At 69.0% G+C, this 19,647-nt stretch carries 18 protein-coding genes; 2 read left to right on the forward strand and 16 right to left on the reverse strand.

The features are described from left to right. Window positions 1-243: 243 nt before the first annotated feature. The 11 genes from LA521A_RS08200 to LA521A_RS08250 all read right to left on the reverse strand — a co-directional run bounded on the left by LA521A_RS08200 (window position 244) and on the right by LA521A_RS08250 (window position 12,666). Complete coding sequence (locus LA521A_RS08200) at window positions 244-1,038, reverse strand: quinoprotein dehydrogenase-associated putative ABC transporter substrate-binding protein (RefSeq protein ID WP_281781803.1); 795 nt, start codon at window positions 1,036-1,038, stop codon at window positions 244-246. Then, window positions 1,035-2,897 (reverse strand): PQQ-dependent catabolism-associated beta-propeller protein, encoded by a 1,863-nt coding sequence (locus LA521A_RS08205; protein ID WP_281781804.1) that lies wholly within the window; start codon window positions 2,895-2,897, stop codon window positions 1,035-1,037. The genes LA521A_RS08200 and LA521A_RS08205 overlap by 4 nt, the downstream gene beginning before the upstream one ends. Further along, window positions 2,873-3,214 (reverse strand): hypothetical protein, encoded by a 342-nt coding sequence (locus tag LA521A_RS08210; RefSeq protein ID WP_281781805.1) that lies wholly within the window; start codon window positions 3,212-3,214, stop codon window positions 2,873-2,875. The genes LA521A_RS08205 and LA521A_RS08210 overlap by 25 nt, the downstream gene beginning before the upstream one ends. Continuing rightward, window positions 3,205-3,828, reverse strand: a complete 624-nt coding sequence (locus tag LA521A_RS08215) for a cytochrome c oxidase subunit 3 (RefSeq protein WP_281781806.1) — start codon at window positions 3,826-3,828, stop codon at window positions 3,205-3,207. Before LA521A_RS08215 ends, LA521A_RS08210 begins: the two co-directional genes overlap by 10 nt. Continuing rightward, the gene (gene ctaD, locus LA521A_RS08220; RefSeq protein ID WP_281781807.1) at window positions 3,818-5,758 is read right to left on the reverse strand and encodes a cytochrome c oxidase subunit I; all 1,941 of its coding nucleotides are present in this window, start codon (window positions 5,756-5,758) and stop codon (window positions 3,818-3,820) included. The genes LA521A_RS08215 and ctaD overlap by 11 nt, the downstream gene beginning before the upstream one ends. Then, window positions 5,755-6,762: a cytochrome c oxidase subunit II gene (gene coxB / locus LA521A_RS08225; protein ID WP_281781808.1), complete on the reverse strand. Its 1,008-nt coding sequence runs from the start codon at window positions 6,760-6,762 to the stop codon at window positions 5,755-5,757. Before coxB ends, ctaD begins: the two co-directional genes overlap by 4 nt. Next, window positions 6,759-7,325: a c-type cytochrome gene (locus LA521A_RS08230; protein WP_281781809.1), complete on the reverse strand. Its 567-nt coding sequence runs from the start codon at window positions 7,323-7,325 to the stop codon at window positions 6,759-6,761. The genes coxB and LA521A_RS08230 overlap by 4 nt, the downstream gene beginning before the upstream one ends. Then, window positions 7,303-9,081, reverse strand: coding sequence for a methanol/ethanol family PQQ-dependent dehydrogenase (locus LA521A_RS08235; protein WP_281781810.1), 1,779 nt, complete (start codon window positions 9,079-9,081; stop codon window positions 7,303-7,305). Before LA521A_RS08235 ends, LA521A_RS08230 begins: the two co-directional genes overlap by 23 nt. Window positions 9,082-9,211: 130 nt before the next feature. Then, window positions 9,212-9,967, reverse strand: a complete 756-nt coding sequence (locus LA521A_RS08240) for a ferritin-like domain-containing protein (protein WP_281781811.1) — start codon at window positions 9,965-9,967, stop codon at window positions 9,212-9,214. Window positions 9,968-9,976: 9 nt separating this feature from the next. Then, on the reverse strand, window positions 9,977-11,140 hold the full coding sequence (locus LA521A_RS08245; RefSeq protein ID WP_281781812.1) for a hypothetical protein: 1,164 nt from the start codon (window positions 11,138-11,140) through the stop codon (window positions 9,977-9,979). 269 nt (window positions 11,141-11,409) lie between these two features. Then, window positions 11,410-12,666, reverse strand: a complete 1,257-nt coding sequence (locus LA521A_RS08250) for a pepsin/retropepsin-like aspartic protease family protein (protein WP_281781813.1) — start codon at window positions 12,664-12,666, stop codon at window positions 11,410-11,412. A gap of 132 nt (window positions 12,667-12,798) precedes the next feature. Here LA521A_RS08250 and LA521A_RS08255 point away from each other — a divergent pair, with 132 nt between their 5' ends. Both LA521A_RS08255 and LA521A_RS08260 read left to right on the forward strand, forming a co-directional pair. Continuing rightward, on the forward strand, window positions 12,799-13,299 hold the full coding sequence (locus LA521A_RS08255) for a DUF2975 domain-containing protein (protein WP_281781814.1): 501 nt from the start codon (window positions 12,799-12,801) through the stop codon (window positions 13,297-13,299). Window positions 13,300-13,308: 9 nt separating this feature from the next. Beyond that, a complete protein-coding gene (locus LA521A_RS08260; RefSeq protein ID WP_281781815.1) occupies window positions 13,309-13,539 on the forward strand; it encodes a helix-turn-helix domain-containing protein in 231 nt (76 codons plus the stop codon). 340 nt (window positions 13,540-13,879) lie between these two features. Here LA521A_RS08260 and LA521A_RS08265 read toward each other — a convergent pair whose 3' ends face one another. The 5 genes from LA521A_RS08265 to LA521A_RS08285 form a co-directional block, all read right to left on the reverse strand. Beyond that, window positions 13,880-14,617 carry a DUF2092 domain-containing protein gene (locus tag LA521A_RS08265; protein WP_281781816.1) on the reverse strand — a complete coding sequence of 246 codons (738 nt, stop codon included), beginning with the start codon at window positions 14,615-14,617 and terminating at the stop codon, window positions 13,880-13,882. A 17-nt stretch (window positions 14,618-14,634) separates the two neighbouring features. Next, a complete protein-coding gene (locus tag LA521A_RS08270; protein ID WP_281781817.1) occupies window positions 14,635-15,534 on the reverse strand; it encodes a DUF2950 domain-containing protein in 900 nt (299 codons plus the stop codon). A gap of 13 nt (window positions 15,535-15,547) precedes the next feature. Then, the gene (locus LA521A_RS08275; protein WP_281781818.1) at window positions 15,548-16,948 is read right to left on the reverse strand and encodes a DUF3300 domain-containing protein; all 1,401 of its coding nucleotides are present in this window, start codon (window positions 16,946-16,948) and stop codon (window positions 15,548-15,550) included. 58 nt (window positions 16,949-17,006) lie between these two features. After that, window positions 17,007-17,777, reverse strand: coding sequence for an OmpA family protein (locus tag LA521A_RS08280; protein ID WP_281781819.1), 771 nt, complete (start codon window positions 17,775-17,777; stop codon window positions 17,007-17,009). A 160-nt stretch (window positions 17,778-17,937) separates the two neighbouring features. Beyond that, entirely contained in the window at window positions 17,938-19,626 is a 1,689-nt protein-coding gene (locus tag LA521A_RS08285; protein ID WP_281781820.1) for an aspartate-alanine antiporter-like transporter, read from the reverse strand. Between the last annotated feature and the right edge of the window lie 21 nt (window positions 19,627-19,647).

Here is a 19,647-nt window from a genome sequence, read left to right on the forward strand (position 1 = left end):
CGCCGGTAAATGCACCGTGCACGGCGTGCACGGGATCGTGCTCCACACCTTCGCGGGGCGCGCTCTTGTAGCCCGGGTAAGCGCAGCGCACCCGGGGGCTGTCACGCTAACCGCCACGTTTCCCCGGGTGCGCTGCGCTTACCCGGGCTACAAAGGCATACGGGCTACAAAGGCATACGGGCTACAAAGGCATACGGGCTACAAAGGCATACGGGCTACAAAGGCATAAGGGCTACAACAGCGTCACGGCGGCGCCACGCTGCCGACGTGGAATCGCGCCAGGATCGCCGCGATCTCCGCCGCGTTGCGCTCCAGTGCGCGATCCAGCTCGCGGCGTAGTTCGCGGTCGTCGCGGCGGACGCCGAGCGAGATGTCGAACGTCATCGGCCACAACGGACCGTCGAGCCACGGCTGCACCGGCACCAGTTGCAGCGCATCGCCGTGCCGTGCGGCGTAATAGCCGGCGGTCGGGCCCCAGACCACCGCGATATCGACGCGGCCATCGGCCACCGCATCGACGATCGCCGCCTGCGGATCCGGCCGCGCGTAATCGCCGTACACGGTGAAGCCGCGCACGTTGGCGACCATGCCGCGCCGCGCGAGCGAATGCGCCGGCGGCGTGTTCGCGCCATCGTCGCCGACCAGCTGCACGCCGATCGTCGCATCGCGCAACTGCGGATCGTCGAACGTCGCCACGGCACGCCACGGCGAATCGCGCCGCGCGACGAACATGTACGTGCCGCGGTAATACGGGCGCGTGGTCGCGAGCATCTCCATGCTGCTGGCGATGCCCGGCACCACGTCGCACTTGCCGGCGTTGAGCGTGTTGCGCAACGCGCCGCGCCGCTGCGCCCACCAGATGTACTCGACGTCCGCGCCGAGATCGCGCGCGATCACCTCGACGATCGCGTTCTCGAACCCCTCGCGCTGTGCGTTCGAGAACGGCAGGTTGTTCGGGTCGGCGCACACGCGCAGCTCGCGAGCGCCCGCGACGTTCGCGGCGGCCAACAGCATGGCGATGCACGCGAGCCGTTTCATGGCGTCACCTCGATTCCCCACGGCTTGCCGCCGAGCTTCACGGTTTTCATCGGCACGTTGCGCACCAGGTCGATGATCGTCAGATCCCCCGACAGGCCTGCGGCCGCGTAAAGCCGCTTGCCGTCGCGCGACAACGCGACCGACCACGTGCGCTGGCCGACCGGGAAATACCGCAGGATCTTCCCGCTGGCCGGCTCGATTTCGGCCACGTGGTTGCCGCGGCCGAGCGCGACGAACGCGCGGTCGTAGCGCGGCGAGAGCGCGATGCCGACCGCCTGCACGCCGATCGGCGCGTTGTCGTCGCGGTCCAGATCGATCGTGCGCACCAGCTTGCGGGTGCGCATGTCGAACACCGACACCGTCGCGCGCATTTCCGACGACACCCACAGCCAGCGGCCGTCGTCGGAAAACACCGCATCGCGCGGGCGCGTGCCGACCAGCACGTTGTCGACGACCTGCCGCGTCCGCGCGTCGATGAAGTGCACGACGCTCGCGGTTTCGGACGTGCAGATCACCCAGCGGCCGTCGGGGCTCGCGGCCATGCCTTCGGGCTCCGCGCCGACGGGTACCTCCGCGACGATCCGGCGCGATGCGAGATCGACGAACGACACCTTCGCGTCGTCCTCGTTGGCGATGTACATCCAGCGGCCGTCGGGGCTCAGCGCGAACTGTTCGGGATCGGGCCCGGACGGCAGCTCGCCGGTGCGCTTGCCGCTGCGCAGGTCGATCACGTCGATGCGGTGGTCGTTGCTCGCGGCGACGAAGAGCAAGCGGCCGTCGCGGCTGGCATGCAGGCCGCGCGGGCGCTTGCCGGTGTCGATGGTGCGCAGCACGCGGCCGTCGTCGGCGAGCACGTGCAGCACGTGTTGCGCTTCGTCGGAGACGTAGAGGGTGTCGGCATGCGCACGCGGCGCCGCGAACGCCGCCAGCAGCACGAGCCCTGCGACGCCCGAACGCCGCGCCGTGTCCGACACCAGCCCGCGCGCGAGCAGCGCGATGCCGGCGCCGGCGTGCACGAGCCCGCCCGGCACCCACATCAGCAGGCCGGCAAGCTGCTGGTCTTCGGTCGGGCTCATGCCGAACGCATCGAGGCCGAGCGCGCTGTAGCCGGCGTACCAGGGCCCGCGCGAGAACGCCATCAACGCGCCCAGCGCGCCGCTCACCGTCGCGGTGAAGAACAGGCAGCCGACCGACACGCCCAGCCGCAGCGGGCGCGCCATCAGCATCGCCCACCAGAACAGCAGGGCCGACACGAGGAAACACAGGTGCTGCACGATGTGCCAGGCGGGGTTTGCGAGCGCGAGGTCGAACGCCGCCGGCGCGTGCCACAGCCACAGCACGGCGGCCTGCAGCAGCGTCGCGACGATCGGCGCGGTGAGCAGGCGCCACGGGCCGGCAATCGCGCCATGCCGGCCGGCGTTCGCCCAGGCCAGGCGCCACCCGTGCGGCAGCGCCCAGAGCGCGGTCGCGACCGGACGCGCCATTACCAGCATCGGCGCGGCGACGAGCATCAGCAGTTCGTGTTCCAGCATGTGCGCCGCGAAGGAACGCTCGCCGGCCGCGTGCAGCGGCGTGACGAGCGCGCCCGCGAGCACGATCCACCCGCCGATGAACCACAACAGGCTGGCGCGATGCGCGGACGGGTTCGACGAACGCCGCGTGAGCCGCACATGGCCCGTGACGAACCACGCCAGGCTGAGCAGCAGCGGCACGACGATCCAGGGATCGAATGTCCACGTCAGCGGCTTCAGCGGTTCGCCGTGCGCATGCGCCAGCGACGGAATCGCGGCCGCGACGCAGGCGAGCGCGACGCTTCGAACGGCGCGCCGCGCGATCACGGGCACGACGGCACCAGCCACGTCGCCAGCGTCTGCCACGCCACGCCCACGGCGCACAGCGCGCACGCCAGCCAGCCCAGCTGCGCGGTGAAGCGGCGCGTCTGGAGGTGCGGATGCGCGTCGTCGCCGCGCACGGCGAACCACGAGATCGCACTGCCCGATGCCATCAGCAGCCACGACACCGACGCGACGCCCAGGCCGATGACCAGCGAGCCCAGCTCGCACTGGAAACGCAGCATGTCCGCCAGCAGCTGGTGGTGCAGCGCCTCGCCGCCGAGCGCGGCGACCAGCGCGGCCCACGGCGCGAAGCGACTGGTGCCCAGGACGTTCATACCCATCGCGGCGTCCAGTAGATGACGACGTAGATCGCGACCCAGCCCCAGACGATGAAGTGCCAGTACATCGCGTTGTCGGCGACCCCCGAATGCTTGCGGCCGCCGAACGGCTTGGACCACGTCAGCGCGGCGAGCACGCCGGTGTCGAACACGTCGGTGAGCATGTGCATCGTGTGCAGCACGATCAGCGCCCATACGATCGAGCCGTACGCCGTGCGGTCCCAGCGCACGTTCATCGCGTCCATCTCGACCGCGCGCAGCACCAGCGTCGCCAGGCCCAGCAGCGTCATCAGCAGCAGGCCCCAGCGCACGGCCGCGTTCTGCTTCTGCGTCGCCTTGCGGCCGAGCCACACGTTGGGGATTTCCGTCAGCACCAGTGCGACGGTGAACACGGTGGCCCACAACAGCGGCGGTGGCGACGAGGACGGCGGCCACGTGGTTTCGTTGTGCAGCAGGTAGTAGTACGCGCCGATCGCGAGCACGAACGCCGTGCCTTCGATGAGCATGAAGCCCATCACGCCCCACCAGCTGATCGTGGACGAGCCGAACGCGTAGTCGCGCAGGCCCGCCACGTTGGTGACGGCGACGGGCTCGCGCGCGGTGGGGTCATGCCGCATGGCGTGGCTCCCCGTCGTCGCGGCCTTCGTCGGTGTGTTCGTCCTCGTCGTGCTTCAGGCTCGGGTCGGAGCGCTTGGGCCAGAACCAGATCGTCAGCGTGATCGCCAGCGGGATCGCGCCCCACACGATCCCCCACTGGTCGAAGATCGACCACACGAACAGCACCGTGATCGCCAGCGCGCTCCAGAACGGCCAGATGCTCGGATCCGGCAGCGCCCACCGGCAGCAAGGCGTCGCATCGACCGGCGTGGTGAGCAGCACCTCGCGTCGGTCCTCGCGCACGCCTTCGGCGACGGGAAGGCGCGGCTCGGGCGTGGCGTTGTCGTCCGCCCACAGGGGATGGCGGCCGGTGACCACCGGAATGTGCGCAAAGTTGTACGACGGCGGCGGGCTCGACACGGCCCAGGAGAGGTCGGGCGAACCCCATGGGTCGGCCGGTGCGGCCTCGCCCTTGCGCAGCGAGCGCGCGATGTTGATCACCAGCAGAAGCACGCTCGCGGCGATCATGTACGAGCCGACGGTCGAGATGAAGTTGTACAGGTCCCAGCCCATGCCGGCCGGGTAGGTGTACACGCGGCGCGGCATGCCGATGAGCCCGAGGTAATGCATCGGGAAGAACGTCACGTTGAAGCCGACGAAGAACAGCCAGAACTGCCAGCGCCCCATGCGCTCGCTGAGCATCCGGCCGCTGATCTTCGGGAACCAGTAGTACAGCGCGCCCACCAGCGGGAACACCGCGCCGCCGATCAGCACGTAATGGAAGTGCGCGACGACGAAATAGGTGTCGTGCACCTGCAGGTCCAGCGGCACGGACGCGAGCATCACGCCGGTGAGCCCGCCGAGCACGAACAGCGCGAAGAAGCCGATCACGTGCAGCAGCGCGACGCGCAAATGCAGCCGTCCGGTGGCGAGCGTCGCGATCCAGCAGAAGATCTGCACGCCGGCCGGCACGGCGATCAGCATGCTCGCGGCGGTGTAGAAACTGTTGCCCATCGGCGGCAGGCCGGTGGCGAACATGTGGTGCACCCACAGGCCGAACGCCAGGAAACCCGTCGCCACCAGCGCCAGCACCATCGGCACGTAGCCGAAGATCGGACGGCGCGCGAAGGTCTCCACGATGCTGGAGATCATCCCCAGCGCCGGCATGAAGATGATGTAGACCTCCGGATGCCCGAAGAACCAGAACAGGTGCTGCCACAGCAGCGGATCGCCGCCTTCGGCCGCGTTGTAGAACTGCGTGCCGACCAGGCGGTCGGAGATCAGGAAGCTGCTCGACAGCATCACCGCCGGCATCGCGAAGACGATCATGAAGCTGGTCACCAGCATCGCCCACACGAACAGCGGGATGCGCGCCAGCGTCATGCCGGGCGCGCGCATGGTCATCACCGTGGCGATGATCTCCACCGCCACGCACAGCGCGGCCACTTCGGTGAAGGTGATCATCTGCGCCCAGAAATCGGTGCGCTTGCCGGGCGAGAAGTCCGACGAGGACAGCGGCACGTAGCCGGACCAGCCGGCCTCCGGGCCCACGTCCATGAAGAACGCGACGAAGATCATGATCCCGCCGAACAGGTACACCCAGTAGCTGAAGGCGTTGAGGCGCGGGAACGAGATGTTGCGCGTGCCGACCATCAGCGGGACGACGTACACCGCCACGGCTTCCATCACCGGCACCGCGAACAGGAACATCATCGCCGAGCCGTGCAGCGAGAACATCTGGTTGTACAGGTCCGGGCCGATCAGCGAGTTTTCCGATACGGCCAGCTGCGTGCGCATCGCCAGCGCGAGCAGCCCGGCGAGCACGAAGAAGCCCAGCGCGGTGGCGATGTAGCGCCTGGCCACGCGTTTGTGGTCGACGGTGGTGAGCCAGCCGATGAAGCCGGGCGGATCGGACCAGGTGGCCTGCAGGCGGTCGGTCGCGGCGTTCATCGCAGTTCCATCAGGTAATCGACGAGCGCGTCGGCGTCTTCGCGGGCGAGCGGCACGGCGGGCATCAGGTTGCCGGGCTTGGGATGCTGCGGGTCGGCGATCCAGCGGGCGAGGGCGTCGCGTTCCATCGGCAAGGAGCCGGCGGCGAGCGTGCGTCGACTCGCCAGGTGCGTGAGGTCCGGCCCGGTGCGACCGCCGGCCGGCGTGCCGCGGATCGTGTGGCAGTTGCCGCAGGCCGAGCGCTGGAAGACTTCCGATCCATGCAGGGTTCGATCATTCGACGGCGAGGGCGCCGGCTGGAGCTGCTGCGCGCGCCAGGCGTCGAACCGCGCCTGTTCGGCAACCTGCACGTCGAGCGCCATCTTCGCGTGCTGCAGTCCGCAGAATTCGGCGCACTGGCCGCGGAATTCCCCGGCGCGTCGCGGCGTGATCCACACCGCGTTGGTGCGGCCGGGCACGAGGTCTTCCTTGCCGCTCAGCGCCGGCACCCAGAAGCTGTGGATGACATCGCCCGAGCGCAGCTCGATCCGCGCCGTGCGATCGCGCGGCAGGCGCAGCTCGTTGGCCGTGGTGAAGCGACGCGAGACGTCGTGGTCGAGGTATTCGACCTGCCACCACCATTGGCGCGCGGTGATGCGCACTTCCAGGTCAGGCTTCGCATCGCCCGAGCCGCTCCCGTGCAACCGGCGATCGGCGAGGAAGCTGATGGCGACGAACCACGTCAGCAACCCGACGACGAGCACGGCCCACGCGGCGAGCGCACGCGCGAGCATCGGGTCGTGGCGCGCGCCTTCGCTCGCAAGCGCACGACGACGGCGCCAGATCGCCCAGGCGAGCACGCCGAGCACGAACAGGTAGATCGTGCTGCACGCCCACACCATGATCTGCCAGACGCGGTCGATCGCTTCGGACTGGTCGGACGCGGGCGTGAGCATCGACTGCACGCCCGCGTGCGCCGACAGCGCGAGCATCAGCAACGCGGCGAATGCGAGGCATCGTTTCATTGCGGCGGCGGACTCTGCGCGGAGGCCTCGCTGCCGCGCGGCGGCTGCTCCGGCACCTGCGTGAACGGCGGCGTCGCGGCGAGGCCCTCGCGACGACTCGGCGCCGCGGCCTTGGACACGTTGCCCGACATCGCGCGCACGTACGCGGCGATCTGCCACGCCTGCATGTCGGTGAGCTTGCCGTGCCACGCCGGCATGCCGTTCGGGCGGCCTTCGATGATGCTCGAATGGATCTGGTCGATGCTGCCGCCGTAGCGCCACTGGTCGTCCATCAAGGCCGGGCCGATGCCGCCGCCGCCGTTGTTGTGGCAGCCGTTGCAGTTGAACCAGCGGTACAGACGCCCGCCCTGGGTGATGTGGTACGCGTTCTGCTGGTACTGCTGGCCGATGGCGCTGGCCACCTTCGGCTGCGGCGAGCCGGGCTGGAAATCGGTGAGCGCCGGGCCCGGGTTGGTGCCCTCCGGCGCTTGGTGGTACGCACGGCGCTCGCGATCGCAACCGCTGGCGATCAACGCCATCGCGGTGACCAGCGCGACGAGTTCAACGCGGCAGCGAGAAGACATACAGCGTCCCCCCGGCGGTCGTGCGGTCCTTGAGGTCCGGCAACGCGCTGCCCCAGCCGGCGGCGGCGGTGGCATCGCGCGTGTCGAGGTTGTTCACCACGACGGCGCCGGGCCAGCCGCCGATGCCCGACAGCACCGCGATGTACTGGCGCCCGTCAGGGCCGCGATAACTCACCGGTTGCCCGATGATTCCGGAGTCCGTCTTGAACTGCCAGAGCAGCTTGCCGCTGCGCGCGTCGACGGCCTTGAACCAGCCGTCCATCGTGCCGTAGAACACGAGCCCGCCCGCGGTGGTCAGCGTGCCGCTCCACACCGGCAGGTCTTCCCTGATCTGCCATGCGGCCTTGCGCGCGACCGGATCCCACGCGGTGAACAGTCCGCGATTCCCGCCGGGCCCGGCGTAATACACCGCATCGGCGCCGACGTATGGCGTGCCCGCGATGTAGTTCACCTCGTTGGGCTGCCAGTCCATGCACAGGTTGTTGTGCGGCACGTAGAGCAGTCCGGTCTGCGGCGACCACGCGGACGGGTTCCAGTCCTTCGCGCCGGGCGCGGCGGGGCAGATCTGGCGCGTGACCTTTCCGCTGGACGGCTGTTTCTCCGTGTTCCAGTGCGGCCGTCCCGTCTTGAGATCCACGCGATCGATGGCGTTCACCGGCACGAAGGCGTCGGCCGACAGCAGCTGCCCGGTCGCGCGATCCATCACGTACAGGTAGCCGTTGCGCTCCGGGCGCACGATCACCGGGCGAAGCTGCCCGTTGATGTTGAGGTCCACCAGCACGCTCTCGTTGATCGCGTCGTAGTCGAACAGGTCGTGCGGGCTGAACTGGTAGAACCAGCGTGCCTGGCCGTCGTCGGGATCGCGCGCGAACATGCCGGCCGTCCACTTGTTGTCGCCGGGGCGCTGCTCGGCATTCCACGGCCCGGCGTTCCCCGTGCCGTAATAGATGAGGTCGAGTTTGGGGTCGTAGGAAATCCAGCCCCACACGGTGCCGCCGCCGATCTTCCACGCGTCCGGCGGCCACGTGGTCTTGCCCAGATCCTTGCCGCGTTCGCTCGCGTAGTACGGCTTGAAGGCGGGGCCGATGAGCACGTCGCTGTCGGGGCCGGTGCTCCACGCCTTCCATGCGGTCTTGCCGGTTTTCGCGTCCAGCGCGACCAGCCAGCCACGCACGCCGAACTCGCCGCCCGAGTTGCCGACCAGCACCTTTCCCTTCACCACCATCGGCGCCATCGTGATGGTCTCGCCGATATTGATGTCGGCCAGCTGCGTCTCCCACAGGCGCTTGCCGTCGTTCGCGTCGAGCGCGATGGTGCGGCCGTCGAGCGTGTTGAAGATGATCCGGCCTTCCCAGAACACGACGCCGCGATTGACCACGTCGCAGCACGCGACGCCCTGCGCGGGGGGTCTCGGGCGCGACTCGTACTTCCACTTGGTCGGCGCGCCCGGTCGGCTCAGGTCAAGCGCGTACACGACGTTGGGGAAGGGCGTGACGATGTACATCGTGTCGCCGACGATGATCGGCGCGGCTTCCTGGCCGCGCGCCACGCCGGTGGAAAACGTGAATTCGACCTTGAGCGACGACACGTTGCGCGCGTCGACCTGCGTCAACGGGCTGTAGCGCGTGTTGGCGTAATCCAGCGTGGCCATCGGCCAGTCGCCATCGCGCGGGGCGGGTGGTGCGGTGTGGCCTTCGGGAAGGAAGAACAGCGCGGCCGCCAGGACGGCGGCCGTTGTGCGCTGGTTGCAGGGCATGGCTCGCTGCCGCATCGAATGAACTGATGACGACGCTGCGCCGGCCGATGTGAAAGGCACGTCCAATGGCTGAACAAGCCGGACCGGCGTCGCCAGACGCCAGTCCGATGCGTGTCGGAACGCAGTTAAATCACGCGTCGTCCGGATCCGGCGCGAGCAGTGCGACATCGTTTTCTAGTGCCAGTTCAAGCCAGCCGCGCACGCGTTCCAGGTGCATGTTTTCGTGATCGAGTGCGACGGCGAAGCGCCGCGCAAGCTCGTCCTGGTCCAGCTGCGTGGCGAGCGAGATGAGCAGTTCCCACGACGCGACGTCCACCAGTTCCGCGGTCATCAACACCTGCAGCGACTGCGCGAGCGTCGCGCGCGCCTCGTTCATCGCCTGGATCAGGCCCATGCCGGCGACGGCGGTCATGTCGGCGCACGGCGTCTGCACGGTCGCATCGCCGCCGAGTTTCTCGATGGCCTCCACCAGCAGCGTGAAGTGCGCCACTTCGTCGTTGCGGATGGCCTGCACCGTCTCGATGCTCATATCGCCCGGCAACGCGGCATCCACGGCGGCCGAAAGACGCTGCAGGAACGCGTCGTACAGCCGCACGCCCGAGCGCTCGTACGCGGCGCGTTCGCCGAGCTTGTCGAGGAGGATGTGCATGCGCCGTCCCTTGAGCGATTCGCCGACGGCGCCGACCACGCCGCGCAGCGTGTTGGGCGGCGGCATCGAGCCAACGGGTTCGGCTTCGTCGCGATACGAGGCGCGCAGGTCGGCCGCGCCGATGGCGGGGTGCGGGCTGCCTTCCTGCAGGTCGAGGCCCGAGAGCATCGCCTCGGAGTGCATGGGCGAGCTGGCGATTCCGGTGCGGTTCGCGCCGAGTTTGATCCGGTCCTGCATGACAGCCTCCTATGCGATGCGCCGGTTGAGTTCGGTTCCGGGGTGGAACCGGTAATCCTCGGCCACCGCTTCGGTGGGCGAGCCTTCGGAGTTCAGGTGCGCGCGATAACGCTGGCTCGCTTCGCCTTCCTCCTCCTTCGGTACGTAGTCCGGCCCGCGCGCGCGCAGGTCGACCTCCGCCAGCAGCGTCTCGCGAACGAAATCGCGCTGGCTCTCGAAGGGAATCGGGTCGGGCAGCTTCGCCGGGATCAGCTCGGCCGGATCGCGTCGCGCGATGTCCTTGAACAGGCCGGACACGAACTGCAGCTGGCCCAGCTCGTAATCCAGGAAGCGTTCCCACAGCGCCTTGATGCGCGGGTTGCTCTCCTGCTGCGCGCAGCCGTAATAGTTGTAGACCTCCATCAGCTCGTGCATCAGCCACTGTTCCAGCCACGTCTGGTTGGGGTCGATGATCGATTCGTACTGCGTGACGTGCTGCTCCTCGATCGATGCGATTTCCGCATAGAGCAGGCGCGCGAGTGGATCGCTGAACAGCGGCCCGATGTTCATGTAGTAATTGTGCGTCTGCTGCTCGGCGGCCATGATCGTGAGCGCATGCAGCTTGGACAGCGGATCGGCGGTCTTCGCGTCGAACGGCGTGCGCAGGTCGTCCTCGGGATCGCGGTGTTCGACCACCGTGGGCCGCCCGGGCAGGATGTCGGTGTAGCACTGCAGGATGTTGTTGGCGTCCTTGCCTTCCAGTCGATCGAGCATCGCCGAATAGCGGTACATGTGGTCGAAGTCTTCCAGCAGGCCGTAGCGGTAGGTCTGCGCGAGGTACGGGTCCGGTTCGCGTTGCGCGACGGCGGCGGTCACTTCGATGGCGACCTGCTCGTAGGCGATGGTCGTTTCCAGCGGCGAATGATCGGCGCCGAGCAGCCAGTTGATCGCCGTGGCCTGGTGGTGTTCGACCCGCCGCAGTTTCGCCAATGGCAGGCGCAGGTCCGCGTTCATGCGTGCGGCGGCGTGCTGGAAGCGAAGCGCTTCCAGCTCCAGCCCGTTCATCAGGATGATGCGCACGCGGGTGAACGCATCATCGTCCAGCTTGCTGATCGGCTTGCCCGCCAGCTCGCGCCAGGTGAAACGCTGGCGTTCGATGGGGCAGCCGCGGATATCGGAAAGGTCCAGGCTCATCGCGATCTTCTCCTTGGCGTACGCAGGGGAAGAACGCAAGAACGATGCCATCGCGTGCGGCGGTGTGCGGCGCGCGTTGGCGCATCGCGAAACGGCTGCGCTCGCAGATGTTTCGCTGGGTTGAAGATTCTTCAGCGAGGGCGTTGGTGTGCGGCGGCCCGCTCCTGATCGTCATTCCCGCGAAGGCGGCAATCCATGCGTGCACGCGTCACGCGCCCGCGAGCGCGATACGCCGGACCGATGGATCCCCGCCTTCGCGAGGATGACGGCTATCGGGGCGCCCCCAACTCGAACGTCATCGCATCGAAGTCCAGCGTCCACGAATCGAACTGGTCGAGCACGTCGCCGCCGAGCAGGCCGAAGTTCTGCGCCTGCACGTCTTCGCCGTCCTTCGTGACGATGGTCAACTCGGGCAACATCGCGCGACGGCCGGCAAGGTCGAGCGCCGCATCCGCGATACGCGCGACCCGGCGCGTGGTGGCACCGCCCGCGCCGGCCATGCGCTCGTCCTGCTGCGGTAGCCCGTCGGCGAAATGCGGATGGCGCGCGGCGAACCGCGACGACAGGGACGAGCGCGGCCCGCCGGTGTCCAGGTGCAACGCCACCGGTACATCGCGCAGCTTCGCATCGACGTACAGCGCGCTCGCGACGATGCGCAGGTTCTCCGTCGTCGCCTCGGCATGCACCGGCGCCTGTGGCACCAGCGCACCGCTGCGTTCGAAGCGAAGGCGGCGGAATTCGCGCAACACCGGGAAACCGATGATCGCGTCGATCGTGTAACCGCCCGGCACCGGCAGCTCGAGCTGCCTGTCGTCGAGCACGAGGAAGGCGACGTCGCGCAGCTCCAGTCCCGCGAAGGCGAAACGCTCGGCGATGCCGATGCGCGTGGGCACGGCGTCGCGGCTGGCGCTGTCGATCGTGGCCGCCGCATCGAGCATGCGCAGGCCCAGCCGCGTGGCCGTGCGCTGAGAGACCACCGACAGGCCGGCGCCGGTGTCGAGCACCGCTTCCTGCACGTGGCCGTTCACCGTGGCATCGGCGCGCGACAGGCCGACCTTGTCGCGACGTGTCGCGGCCGGCGCGGGCACGAGCGAGTGCATGCGCTGTTTCGGCGCGGTCGACAACGCGCGGGCCAAGGCGCCCAGGCGCTGCGCGTCGTCGCGTTCGGACTGCGGCGCGCGGGTCCGGTTCAGCGCGTCGAGCCAGCCGTCGGCGGCGGTCGCCGCGTCGGCGTAATCGCCGGCGGTGAACGCCGCATCGGCAAGCACCGCGAAGGCGCGGGCGCGATGCGCGGGCGGGGCGTCTTCGTCGTCGGCGACGGGACGGGCGAGGGCGATGGCGTCCTTCGCGCGCAGTCGTGCCGCGGCGATGCGCGCGTTCGCAATCGCGCTCAGGCGGGCATCGGCGCTGGTGGTTCCGTGGCGTTCCAGCGCGAAGACGTCGCCCCCGTCGGCGTCGTCCAGTGCCTGTTCGAAGGCGGGCGAAATGGCGGTGGCCGCCGGGGTCGCCGGCGGCTGGGCCGCCACACAGACGCCATGGGCGAGGAGAAGCGAAAAGGCCCACGGGGCCAAGCGGGGCGTGCTGGGGGTTGCCATGTTAGTATTTGTTGATCGGATATAAATTATTGTAAAACAGAAACTAATATGCGTGATACAGGAATGTCAATGGGCCTGGCGCGGCATGCGCGCGTGCTGCGCATCGCCGCGCTGGCGGCAGGCGCGTTCTATGTCATGGCGACCTTCGCCGCGATGCTGTCGCTGCATGGCTGGGGCGGGCGCTTCGTGGCCGCGACGCTGGAAGCCGGCGACATGCCGACGACCTGGGCGGCGTGCACGGCCATCGCGATCGCGCTGCTGATCGGCGCGGCGATGTTCGAACTGGCGCGGATGCTCGGCCGTGTCGGTCGCGAGCGCATGTTCTCGGCCGACGCCACGCGGCATTTCCGACGCTTCGCGCTGTGCTTCCTGCTCGCCACGCTGGCGCGCGCGGCGATGCCCGCCGTGGCGATGGCGGCGCAGTCGATTCCGCAGGGCGCGTTGCGGTTCCGTCTGGACGGCGGCGATCTGGTGACGTTGCTGGTCGCCGCGTTGTTCTGGCTGGTGGCGCGCCTGTTCGACGAGGCCGCGCGGCTCGAAGACGACAGCCGGTCCATCGTCTAGGAGCGCGGCATGGGAATCATCGTACGCCTGGACGTCATGCTCGCCCTGCGCAAGGTCCGCTCGAAGGACCTCGCGCAGCACATCGGCATCACCGAGTCGAACCTCTCCCTGCTGAAGTCGGGGAAAGTGCGCGGCATCCGCTTCGAAACGCTGTCGGCGATCTGCAGCTACCTGCAATGCCAGCCGGGCGACATCCTGGTGTTCGATCCGGAGGTGGAATCGGAGGCTGGCGATGATTGAGCGGCGCTTGCTGTCGTAGCGATCTGTGACGCTTCTTGTGGCTCTTGTAGCCCGGGTAAGCGCAGCGCACCCGGGATGGCGTGCGGGTCCCCGGGTGCGCTTCGCTTACCCGGGCTACAACAGCTTGCTCCGGATGCGCGCCACTCGCCGTCGGCCATGACGCGTCGGACACATGGATCCCCGCCTTCGCGGGGATGACGGATTCAGGGTGTCGTGTTAGAGCTTCACCCATGTGGCTCTTGTAGCCCGGGTAAGCGCAGCGCACCCGGGATGGCGCGCGGGTCCCCGGGTGCGCTTCGCTTACCCGGGCTACAACAGCTGCAACAGCGAAGAGCGGCGCTCAGCGCCCGCGGAACGCGTCCCAACCGACTTCGCTCGCCCCCGCGGGCGGCGTGAAGACGAACGTGGAATCCGGCAGCGTCGCGCGTTCCACCCACGACAGTTCGGCGGTGTAGCCGGGCAGGCCGGCGTCGCGCGTGTCGACGAAGGCGAGCTTGCACGGCAGGTGCTGCGCATCGGCGAAGACCTCCCACGCGATGCCCGCCTTCTTGTACGAGTAATGGGCGCAGCGGCGTCCGCCGACGAGCGCTTCGCCGGAATAGCTCGCACGTTCGGCGCCTTCGAGCATCCGCGCCTGGTCGTCCCAGGTGAACAGCTGCGCCAGCACCATGCGGAAACCGGTGCGCTGCTCGACGGTGGACACGAGCGTGGACAGCGTGCCGGGCGCCTGGATGCGCGCGTACTGCTTCTGCGCCGGCGAGAACACGGTGATGGTGCGGCCGTCGAACACGATGTCGCGATCGAACCCGATGCCGCGCATGGACGCATGCAGGTGGTCCGGCGCGCGCACCTGGTACTTCGCGGTGCCGGCGAAATCCTTGTACTGCCCCGACGCCAGCGGCGCGCGCGTCTTCACGTCGGCGGACACGGTGTATTCGCGCAGGCCGCGCAGTTTTTCGCCGATCTGCGACAACGCCCTGATGGCCTTGGGGTCGACTTCCGCCGCCTGCTGCGCACGCGCGGGCGACATTCCGGCCAGCGCGAGCGCCAGCGCGAAGGCGAGGGCGGGCAGCTTCATGGCGCTCTCCACATGCATCACCTGGACGTGCCCGCGGTCTGGGCGTCCTTCACCTCGACCCAGCTGCTGTCGGGGTCGAAGGCCTTCATCGATCGCGCGACCTGCTCGCCCTGCGGGCCGAGGTCCTTTTCGAAGACCTCGCCCTCGTGGCTGATCATGAAGCTCATCACGCCGGTGTCGCCGTACTTCGCCGGCCAGGCGACGAGCGCGAAACCGCGGCTCATCGCATCGCCGAGTTTGTAGTCGTACGCGCCGCCGGGCGCCGACGGCCCCTGCGCGGTGAGGATGCGGTAACGGTAGCCGTGCCATTCGCCGTTGGGCGTGTCGTCGCCGAACAGCGGGCCGAGCGGGCTTTCCTCGCCGTCGTCGTCCGCCCAGTACAGGCCGTCGTGCTGGCCGTCGCTGCTGACGAACTTCTGCGCGTACTCCAGCACGCCGTTGCCGTTGCGATCGGCGGAGGCGTAATCGACCTGCGCGTCGTGGTAGGCGAGCACGGCCTGTTCTGCCTCGCGTTCGTTGCGGCCGATGCGGCGCGCACGGATTTCCGGCTCGCCGGCTTTCACGTCGAAGGTCCACCCGCTTGCGCCCTTTACCAGCGGCACGGGCAGGGTCCACGCGTCGTTGCCGACGGCCAGCATCTGGTGCGTGGCGTCCTTCTGCACGAAGGCGTGCTTCTCGCGATAACGCGCGAGGAAGGCATCGACGTCTTCGCGATCGACGCTGCCACGCGGCACGACCTGCTCCCAGCTCGGGCCGAGCAGCGCGGTGAGTTTCGCCTCGTCGGCGGTCTTCGTGCCCAGTGCGGCGACCAGCGCTTGCGCGGCGGCATCGGGCGTGGGGAAGGGTTCCTGCGCGCTCGCCGGCCACGCCAGCGACAACGCGAGGACGAGCGGGAGCCAGCGGACGGATGCGCTCATGGGGTTCTCCTGCTCAACGGCGACGTCCGCCACCGCCGCGCATCGGCGGCCGCGAAGGACGGCTCATCTGGTGCCCGCCACCGCGCGAGGCGGCCGGACGTTGCGACTGCTGCATGCTGCGCTGGCCACGGCCGGCATCGCTGCGGGACATCGCGGGATTGCTGGCGCCGGCGAAGGCGCCGGAATTGCCCGCGCCTCGCGAACCGGCGTGCTGGTCGCGCGCGGCCTGGCGGGTGGAGGCGTTGTTCATGCCCGTATTGCCCGGGCGCTGGAAGTCGCCGCTGCCACGGTTGCCGGAGGAGAAATCGCGCGAGGCCTGGCCGGCGCGCTGCTGCGCCTCGCGGTTGCTCGCCGCCGGCGCTTCGAAGCCGCGCTGCTCCATCGACTGCCGTGCGCGGTCGCGCTCGGCATTGCGAGCCGGGTCGCGTCCACGGGCCGCATCGCGCTGTCCCGCGCCGTCCAGCTGCCGGCCGAACTGTTCGCGACTGGCGCTGTCGCGATACGGCACGCCGTCGCGATTGGCCGCGTTGTGCTGCCACTTGCCGTCGCGGCTGATCTGGTCGCGACCGGTTCCATCGCGGTTGACGTTGCGGTTCGAGTTGCGCTCGGTGTTGCGGTTGAACTCGTTGTAGCGGTCCACGTCGATGTCGATGTCGCTGTGGCCCCAGTCCAGGTCGCCCCACAACGCGCCGCCCACGGCCATGCCGATGCCGAAGCTGATCAGCGCGCCGCCCGGGTAGTAGTACGCCGGCGGCGGGTAGTAATACGGCGGATACGACGGCCACGCCCACGCGCCGTAGACGACGCTCGGGTTGTAGCTGGGCACGTAGACGACGTCCGGCTGCGCCGATTCGATCACGATCGTCTGCGGGGCCGCGGCGCCGGCCGTGCTGCCGGCGGGCGCGGGTTCCTTGGTGACCTTCTGCTGCTCGTTCGACTTGAGGTTGCCGGCGGCATCGGCCTGGCGGCGCAGTCGCTGCACCGATTCCATCACCGCATCAGGCTGCGCGAGGAATGCATCGCCCATGCGCTGCACCCATTTGGGATCCTGCCCGAGCACCGCCAGCAGCTGCGGGAACGCCACCAGCGACTGCACGCTCGGATCCCACGGCTGCGACGCGACCTGCTTCACCGCGTCCTCGCCCTTGGCGTCCTTGTGCGCCTTCGACCAGGCGACCGCGTCGTTGACGTCGCCGGGGTAGGTGGACGCCATCAGGATCTGCGCCAGCAATGCGTCCGGATACAGCGCGATCGGCGCCATCATCTGGTCGAGTTCCTCGCGGGTGAACGTGCCGGAGGACGCGGTGTTCGACGCCGCCGATGGCGTCGATGGCGCCTGCAGCGGCGAGGCGGCGACGTCGAGTGTCGCCAGCAACAATGCGGCGATGGCCGCGCGTAGCATCAGGATGCGCATGGAACCTCCACTGCGCGAAGGCGGGTGGGGGAGGTGGCCCGCCTTCGCGACGGCTGCGTCATTTGCCGGCCTGCACGCCCTTGTCGACGATGAGCTTCACCACGACCTTGCGCGCGCCCGCGTTGCTGCCGGTGCCCGCGTCGGTCGCCACGCCCATGCCGTCGCCGGCGCGCACGCGGCCCGGCTGGAGCCCGGCGTTCTGCTGCAGGTAACTGGCCACCGCGTTGGCGCGGCGCATGCTGAGCTTCTGGTTGGCTTCGGCATTGCCGGTTGAATCGGTGAAGCCCTGCAGCACGACCTGGTAGTCCTGGGTTTCCTTCGCCTTCGCGGCGAATTCGTCCAGGCTCGACTTGCCGGCGGCGTTGATCTTCGCGCTGCCCGAATCGAACAGCACCTCGGCCGTGGCCAGCGCCTCGTACTTGCCGAATTCGTTCATGCGCGCGGTGGTGGGCGCGAGCCCGGCTTCGACCTGCTGCGCGGTGCGGAAGTCCTCGGACTTGAAGGTCACCTCCGTCGCGTTGAAACCGCTGCCGGCGGCGACCGCGTCGACGGTCACCGGCAGGCCGGGCATCAGCGCGCCCTGCTGCACCTTCTCGTGCACCACGCCGGTGAGGCCCTTGGTCTTCTTGTAGGTGGTGGCGGGCGAGAGCGTGATGGTCTGCTCGGCGTTGTTCGCATCCTTGACGACGATGGTGTCGCCCTGCACGGACGTGATGAGGCCCTTGATCTTGCTCTTGTCGCCATCGGCGGCGGAGGCGGACGACGCCGCCAGGACGGCGGCGAGTGCGGCGGCGAGCGACAGCGATTTCAGAAGCGTCGGCTTGTTCATCGATGGATCCTCGTGGGTTCCGGCGTGGGTCGCCCGGCTCGTCCGATGCGTCCCGTCCACCGCCGATTTCTACGCCGATCGCGCGCCGGCTCAATTGGCCCTTGGCCCAACCTGCGGGGCATCGAAGCCCGGCAGGTTTCGTGCCCGCCTGGCTGAACGCTCAAACCATCACCATCACCATCACCGTGCCCCACGTGGTGAGGAACAGGTGCGCCACGGCGACCGCGCCGGTGTAGCCGATCACGGCGACGGGGCTGCCGGATTTCTCCTGGACCGCGGCGAGGGCGGCGGTGAAGGTCTGCGCGCCGGAGATCGCGCCGAGCAGCAGGAGCGGGTCGATCCGCAGCACCTTGCGGCCGAACCACAGGCCCAGCAGCAGCGGCGTCATCGTCACCAGCAGGCCGCCGAAGAACAGGCCGATGCCGGATTCGCGCAGCGCGACGAGGAAGTGCGGCCCCGCGCCGATGCCGATCATCGCCACGAACGCGGCCAGGCCGAAGGACTGCATCAGCTTCACGGCGGCGTCGGGCACGCGGCCGAACAGCGGGCGTCGTCCGCGGATGTGGCCGACGACGAGGCCCGCCAGCAGCGCGCCGATGCTGGTGCCGACGGAAATCGTGATGCCGCCGATCGGCACCGACGCGACGATGCCGAACAGCGCGCCAAGGAAGATCGCGAAGCCCACCACGACGAAGTCGGTCGCGTCGCTCGCGTGCACGATCTCGCCCAGCACGTCGGCCGCGCGCAGCACGGCGGGTTCCGGGCCGACCAGCGTCAGCACGTCGCCGCGTTCGAGCGTGGTGCGTGTGCCGATGGGGATGTCCTGGCTGCCGCGCCGGATGCGCCGCAGGAACACCGCATGCACCTCGTCGCTGGCGGCGATCTCCTCCAGCGTGCGGCCGGTCCAGCGCGATTTGCCGATGAACACCTCGTGCGAGGCGATGGGGATGTCGAGCAGCGCGGCGTCGTCGACTTCCTCGCCGCGCTCGCCGACCACGTGCACCAGCACGTCGCGACGCCCGCCCACGGCGATGACGTCGCCGGCGTGGATCACGCTGTCGGCGTCGACCTCGACCAGCGCGCCGTCGCGACGGATGCGGTGCACGAACAACCGCGCGCCAACGATCAGGCGCTCGGCGGCGGCGACCGGCAGCCCGGCGATCGGCGCGGCGGGCGCAACGCGGTAGGCGCGCGTTTCGAACGGCTGCCACGCGGGCGCGACGCCGTGGCGCTGGCGCCTGATGCCATAGCGCTTCTCGACCTCCAGCGCATGCGCCGCGAGATCCAGGCGCAGCAGCTTCGGGCCGAACACGGTGCAGGTGAGGATCACGCCGAGCGCGCCGGAGACGTAGCACAGCGCATCGCCGACGCCGATGTGTGCGAGGTAGCGCTCGCGCGTGGCGGCGTCGATCGGCAGCGCCTGGATCGCCTCGCTGGCCGTTCCCATCGCCGGCGATTCGGTGAGCGCGCCGGAGATCATGCCGGCGGCGAGGCCGGGATCCAGACGCAGCATCTTCGCGACGATCACCGCCGAGATGAGTCCCACCACCGGCATGAACACGCCCAGCGCGGCGAAGCGCCAGCCGTCGCCCTTCATCGCCGACAGGAATCGCGGGCCAACCTCGTAACCGATGCCGAACAGGAAGAGGAGGAAGACCAGCGATTTGGCCGTCGCAGCGACCGGCACCGCGAACAGCCAGCCCAGCACCATGCCGGCCAGCAGCGAGCCGGTGACGCCGCCGAGCGTGAAGCCGCGCACGCGGATGCCGCCGATCCAGTAGCCGATGCCCAGCGCGAGGTAGACCGCCAGCTCCGGATACCGCGCCAGCGTCGAGGCGAACCACTGCATGCGCTGCCTCCTGCAACGTGG

The sequence above is a fragment of the Lysobacter auxotrophicus genome (assembly GCF_027924565.1).
Lineage (GTDB): Bacteria > Pseudomonadota > Gammaproteobacteria > Xanthomonadales > Xanthomonadaceae > Lysobacter_J > Lysobacter_J auxotrophicus.